At 64.0% G+C, this 5952-nt stretch carries 6 protein-coding genes; 2 read left to right on the top strand and 4 right to left on the bottom strand.

What is annotated here, in order from left to right:
* On the top strand, positions 1 to 707 hold a 707-nt coding region (locus tag EN879_RS21340), incomplete at its 5' end, for an SMP-30/gluconolactonase/LRE family protein (protein ID WP_164774501.1).
* Positions 708 to 715: 8 nt separating this feature from the next.
* Here EN879_RS21340 and EN879_RS21335 read toward each other — a convergent pair.
* The 4 genes from EN879_RS21335 to EN879_RS21320 form a co-directional block, all read right to left on the bottom strand.
* Positions 716 to 1063 carry an antibiotic biosynthesis monooxygenase gene (locus tag EN879_RS21335; RefSeq protein ID WP_013532546.1) on the bottom strand — a complete coding sequence of 116 codons (348 nt, stop codon included), beginning with the start codon at positions 1061 to 1063 and terminating at the stop codon, positions 716 to 718.
* 108 nt (positions 1064 to 1171) lie between these two features.
* Positions 1172 to 3052, bottom strand: coding sequence for an ABC transporter ATP-binding protein/permease (locus EN879_RS21330; RefSeq protein WP_013532547.1), 1881 nt, complete (start codon positions 3050 to 3052; stop codon positions 1172 to 1174).
* 21 nt (positions 3053 to 3073) lie between these two features.
* Positions 3074 to 3406, bottom strand: a complete 333-nt coding sequence (locus tag EN879_RS21325) for a metalloregulator ArsR/SmtB family transcription factor (RefSeq protein ID WP_013532548.1) — start codon at positions 3404 to 3406, stop codon at positions 3074 to 3076.
* A gap of 272 nt (positions 3407 to 3678) precedes the next feature.
* Positions 3679 to 5130: a LysM peptidoglycan-binding domain-containing protein gene (locus EN879_RS21320; protein ID WP_127274228.1), complete on the bottom strand. Its 1452-nt coding sequence runs from the start codon at positions 5128 to 5130 to the stop codon at positions 3679 to 3681.
* Between the two features lie 125 nt (positions 5131 to 5255).
* On the opposite strand from EN879_RS21320, the gene EN879_RS21315 reads away from it, so the two are divergent.
* The gene (locus EN879_RS21315; protein WP_013532550.1) at positions 5256 to 5867 is read left to right on the top strand and encodes a TIGR00730 family Rossman fold protein; all 612 of its coding nucleotides are present in this window, start codon (positions 5256 to 5258) and stop codon (positions 5865 to 5867) included.
* Positions 5868 to 5952 lie beyond the last annotated feature (85 nt).

Below are 5952 nucleotides of genomic sequence, written 5' to 3'. Positions count from 1 at the left end.
CCGTACCGGCTGTCCTGCCCTACTCCATTGACTGGCTGCCGGATGGCCGCCTGCTCGTCATCTCCGGCCGCGAAGGGCTGCTGCTACGACAGGAGGCCGACGGGAGCCTCGTCACTCGCGCCGATTTGCGTGACCTGTCGAAAAGCCCTTGGAACGAGATCGTCGTCGACGGGCGCGGCAACACCTATGTCAATGGCGGCGGACCGGCGCCGGCTTCTGGCGAGCATTTCAGCCCCGGCACCATCGTGTTGATCACGCCGGACGGCGCGGTCCGGCAGGTGGCGGAAAATATCGCCTTTGCCAACGGCATGGCAGTGAGCCCGGACAACAAGACGCTGATTGTCGCGGAATCCCATGCCAATCGGCTGACCGCCTTCGACATTGCCGCCGACGGCAGCCTTGCCAACCGAAGGGTCTGGGCCGACCTCGACGGCTATCCCGACGGCATCTGCCTCGATGCCGAAGGGGCGGCCTGGTATGCGGATGTTCCCAACAAGCGTTGCGTGCGGGTGCGTGAAGGCGGCGAGGTGCTGCAGACAGTGACCGTCGATCGCGGCTGCTTTGCCTGCATGCTGGGCGGCACCGACAGGAAAACGCTGTTCATTCTCGCCGCCGAATGGCGCGGCTTCGAGCATATGGTCAGCGACGCCCGCACCGGCCAGGTGTTCAGCGTCGAAGCGCCGGCACCTGGCATCGGCTGGCCGTAACAGCCTTGCTACAGCCCGGGAACCCTCTGATAGTTGGCGATGTCGGCGCGAACGCCGAGCCGGGCGATCGTCTCCTGCGGGTTGAAGGCGATGCGCTCGTGCGCGGCCTTGACGATCGGCACGACATTGTCGACGGCCGCCTGGCTTTCCCATTCGACGATGGTGACGAGGTTGAATTCGCCCGGCCCGGAGAATTGCTCGAGCAGGAAATCCTGCACGAAGCCATGCTGCAGGCGCAGCAATTCATGCGTTGTCCTGACCTTGGCGAGTATCTCCTCGCGGGCGCCGGCCGGGACGACGAATTTGTCCACCCTGAACACGCTGCCGCCGTTAACAGTCTGATTTATCTTGCTCATTTCGATTGCTCCGTTCCTGGATCATGGTGTTTTTTGGGCTCCAGGAACGGCCTACAATCTCAACTTAAGTTGAGATCAAGTGCAAAAATCAGATCACACGCCGAACCTTCAATTCACCTCCGACGTGCGCCGGCGGACGATGACACCAAGTTCGTCGCCTTCGCGAGCCAAGCGCAGCCGCTCTTCGGCCTCGGTCGCCTCGCGCTGGCGGTCCCACATCGAGGCGTAGAGGCCATGCTTGCGCATCAGCTCGGCATGGGTGCCGCGCTCGGCGATCTGGCCGTCCTGCAGCACGATGATCTCATCGGCCGTGATCACCGTCGACAGGCGGTGAGCGATGACGATGGTGGTGCGGCCACGGCTGACCAGATCGAGCGCGGCCTGGATCTCCTGTTCGGTGTGGCTGTCGAGCGCCGAGGTCGCTTCGTCGAGCATCAGGATCGGCGGCGCCTTCAAAATGGTGCGGGCGATTGCCACGCGCTGCTTCTCGCCGCCCGAAAGTTTTAGCCCGCGTTCGCCGACCATCGACTTGTAGCCGTCAGGCAATCGCTCGATGAACGGGCCGATCTGAGCGAGTTCGGCCGCCTTGCGCATATCCTCCTCGCTGGCACCGATGCGGCCATAGCGGATGTTGTAGGCGATGGTGTCGTTGAACAGCACGGTGTCCTGCGGCACCATGCCGATCGCCCCGCGCAGGCTCTCCTGCGTCACGTCCCTGATATCCTGGCCATCGATCAGCACCTGGCCGCCCTGCACGTCGTAGAAGCGGAACAGAAGCCGCGAGATGGTCGACTTGCCGGCACCCGAAGGCCCGACAATGGCGACGGTCTTGCCGGCCGGCACCTCGAAGCTGATGCCCTTCAGGATCTTCCGGTTCGGGTCATAGGAGAAGTGCACGTCGCGGAACTCGACCTTGCCGGCGCTGACCGCGATTGGCCTGGCATCCGGCTTGTCGACGATCTCCTGCGGCACATCCAGCAGATCGAACATCTGCTCGATATCGGTGAGCCCCTGGCGGATTTCGCGGTAGATGAAGCCGATGAAATTGAGCGGCACCGACAGCTGCATCAGCATGGCGTTGATGAAGACGAAGTCACCGACCGTCTGCGTGCCGGCCTGCACTTCGAGCGCCGACATGCACATGACGATGACGGTGCCCAGGCCGAAGATGATGCCCTGCCCGAAATTCAACCAGCCAAGCGAGGTCCAGATGCGCGTCGCGGCGACCTCGTAGCGTGCCATGGAGCGGTCGAAGCGCTCGGCTTCCATGCCCTCATTGTTGAAATATTTCACCGTCTCGTAGTTGAGCAGCGAGTCGATTGCCTTGGTGTTGGCGTCGGTATCGCTGTCGTTCATGTCGCGGCGGATCGAGATGCGCCAGTCGCTGGCGCGGACCGTGAACCAGACATAGACCCAGACGGTGACCGCGACGACGACCACATATTTCCAGCCATAGGTGTAGGCGAAGATGCCCGTGGTCAGCGCGAATTCGAGGATGGTCGGCGCCGTGTTGAGCATGATGAAGCGCACGATCGTCTCGATGCCCTTGGTGCCGCGCTCGATGATGCGCGACAGGCCGCCGGTGCGGCGCTCGAGATGGAAGCGCAGCGACAGTTGGTGCATGTGAACGAAAGTACGGAAGGCGAGCTGGCGCACGGCATATTGGCCGACGCGGGCAAACAGCGCGTCGCGCAACTGATTGAAGCCAAGCTGCACCAGGCGCACGACATTGTAGGCGACGACCAGCATGACGGGCGCCAGCAGGAAGCTCGGCAGCGGCGGCGCCGATTTGGCGTCGCCGGCCAGCGCGTCGGTCGCCCATTTGAAGAAATAGGGACCGGCGACCAGCGTCAGCTTGGCGACGACCAGCAACAGCGTCGCCCATGTGACCCGGGCTCTCAGATCGGCGCGATCCGCTGGCCACATGTAAGGCCACAAATTGAGCAGCGTCTTGAAAGTCGAGGAGTCGGAGACGGTTTTTTCGGCCATTTCTTGTGCCTTCTTCTTATTTCAGCGGCCGGAGCAGCAGGAATTGACGAGAGCGGCCACCGATGCGGAGACATCGGCGAGCGCGGCATGGTCGATCGCATAGCGCGAGCGCTGGCGATCGGGCTCGAAGCGAACCAGCCCGGCTTCGACCAGTATTTTCAGATGTTGTGACACGGTGGACTGCGCCAGATCTAAGCGGTCGACGACCTCGCGGCAGCAGCAGGAACTGCTCGTCGATAGGTGTTTCAGGATTTCGATCCGCGCCGGATGGGAAAGCGCTGCAAGTCGGGCGGCGACCGCACGGCTGTCCGGACCGCCGCATGATGCGTTTGTTTCCATCAGGGATTCTGCCATCGTTCATCGGCGATAGACGATGAACGGGCACGGGGCAAGCTAACCCTATGGGCAGAGCGCCGGAACCGCCAATCTCCCCCTCGTGGGAGAGATGTCCGGCAGGACAGAGAGGGGCGCGAAGGATCGCGACTTTCCACGATCAAAGCATTACGAGCAGCCGTAAGGTAGCTCGACCGGATTTGGCCGACAGGCTGGCGAGACAGCGCCCTCCTCTGCCCTGCCGGGCATCTCCCACAAGGGGGAGATTGCGCTCAACCGTCGGCGCTCAAACCCTACTCCGTCTTGGCGGGCGCTGTCGTTGCCTGCTCGCCCATGGCCTTGAGGTCGGCGGCTTCGCCTTCCTTCGACTTTTCCGGGACCTTGAACACCTGGCCCGGCCAGATGCGGTCGGGATCACTGATCTGGTCCTGGTTGGCGAGGTAGATGGTCGAGAAGCGTACGCCGTGGCCATAGACGCGCCGCGAGATCCGCCACAGCGTGTCGTTGCGGCGGATGATGACGGCGCCGTCGGCATGTTCAAGCTTGGGCGCCACCGTCTCGGGCACATCGCTTGGCGGCGTCGCCTCCGCCATAACGGCCGGAGCCTCGGTGGCGGGAGCAGGCGTCGTGGCCGCGGCCGGTGCCTCGGCGGCGGTAGGTGCGGCCGGCTTGGGCTGAACGGGCTTCGGCGCCGAGGGTGCCACGGCGGCGATCGCTTCGCCGGGCTCACGCTCGAACGGTACGGCCGCGCGGGCCACAACTGTCACACCGTCGGCATCGAGGCCGTCGACATGGATTGTGTAGCTGCCGACCGGAACGTCGCGCGTCGCCTCGACCAGGAAATGACCGTCCGTCGAAGTTTGCGCGTCACCGAGCAGGATGTCGTTGGCATAGGCGCGCACCTTGCGGCCGGCATCGGCGAGGCCGGCGACAAAGATCTTGCTGCCGTCGATCTCGACCGCCTCGACGACGATCTTGGGCTCGGTCACGCCTGCAGCGGGCGGCGTCGCCGGCGCTGCAGGAGCCGGTGTTGCGTCGACCACGGCTGGCGCTGGGGCGGCTGGCGCCGGAGCGGTTGCGGGGGCTTCGGCTGTGGGAGCAGCCGGCGCGGCGGCCGGAGCAGCCGGCTTTGTCTCGGGTGCGGGAACGGTCAGCAATTCGGCCGGCTTGCCCGGCTCCTCGACCATGGCCAGCACCTGGCCGGCCGCATCCTTGGGAACCGAAACGACGGCGGTCTGCACCGAGGGCGTTACGACGTCACCGGTGGTCGCGCGCAGCGCGATCGTATAATCGCCGGGCTTCAGCGGATCATCGAGAATGATAACGAAGGCGCCATCGGGACCAGCGACCGTCGAGCCAAGCACCGTCGAGCCATTGAGGATTTCGACCTTGGCGTTGGGCGCCGCATTGCCGGCGACGACAATCGAGCCATTGCTTTCAACGCGCACGACGTCGAAAGACGGTGCGACCGGACCGGCCGCAGCCGGCGCGTCCGCGGCCGGTGCGGCCGGTGCCGTTGCCTGGGGCACTGCGGCGGGAGCCGCCGGGGCCTCAGCGGCGGGCAGCCGCGCTTCGGTGCCGGGATCAGCCGATTTTGCCGCTGCGGGCGGCGTCTGCGCCGCCACTTGCGCCGGCGGCGTGGGATTGAGATACGGGTCGAGTGCGCCCGCTACATAGGCGGTTCCCGCGGCCGCAACGGTCCCACCCGCCGCGAACAGGAACGCCTTCAGTGGATTAATTGCCATATTTCCCTACCCCTTAGCCACCTAACGCCGGTCTAGCCTGTTTTAGCAATACCGACAAGAAAAAGCCCAGGCCGTTAACCCTTGGGGCTTGACCGCGCTTTCAGACCCAATCACCAATCATCGACATGAACACGATTCGATCCGTCTGCGTCTATTGCGGCTCGTCTCCGGGCCGCGATGAAATCTATATCAAGGCCGGACACCTGCTCGGGCGCTCAATTGCCAAAGCGGGATTGCGGCTGGTCTATGGCGGCGGCACCAAAGGCATCATGGGCGCTGTCGCCGAAGGCGCGCTCAAGGCCGGCGGCAAGGTGACGGGCATCATTCCGCGCTTCCTGATCAACAAGGAGGCGAGCGAAACAGCGCTTGACCGGCTCGATGAACTCTTGATCACCGACAACATGCACGAGCGCAAGCACAAGATGTTCGAGAAATCCGACGCCTTTGTGGCACTGCCGGGCGGCATCGGCACGGTCGAGGAGATCGTCGAGATCATGACCTGGGGACAACTTGGCCATCATCGCAAGCCGATCGTCTTCGCCAATGTCAAAGGATTTTGGGATCCGATGCTGGCGCTGCTCGATCACATGGCCGCCGAAGGCTTCATCCACACCGCGCAGCGGGTCAAGCCGCTGGTCGTCGACGACCCCGAAGCGATCGTCGCCGCCATCATGGTAGCCGGATCGTCCGTCGACGCCCCGACCGAGGGCGTGCAGTCGGTGATCGACAAGATGTAGGGCGATAAGGAATCGGGGCAGTAAGGCAGTATGTGAATTGCCTCGAGTGTCCTGCCTACTCCCCTACTCCCCTACTCCCCTACTC

The sequence above is a fragment of the Mesorhizobium sp. M7A.F.Ca.AU.002.02.1.1 genome (assembly GCF_003998535.1).
In the GTDB taxonomy this organism is placed as follows: Bacteria; Pseudomonadota; Alphaproteobacteria; order Rhizobiales; family Rhizobiaceae; genus Mesorhizobium; species Mesorhizobium ciceri.
This window is presented reverse-complemented; position numbering and strand designations above follow the sequence as displayed.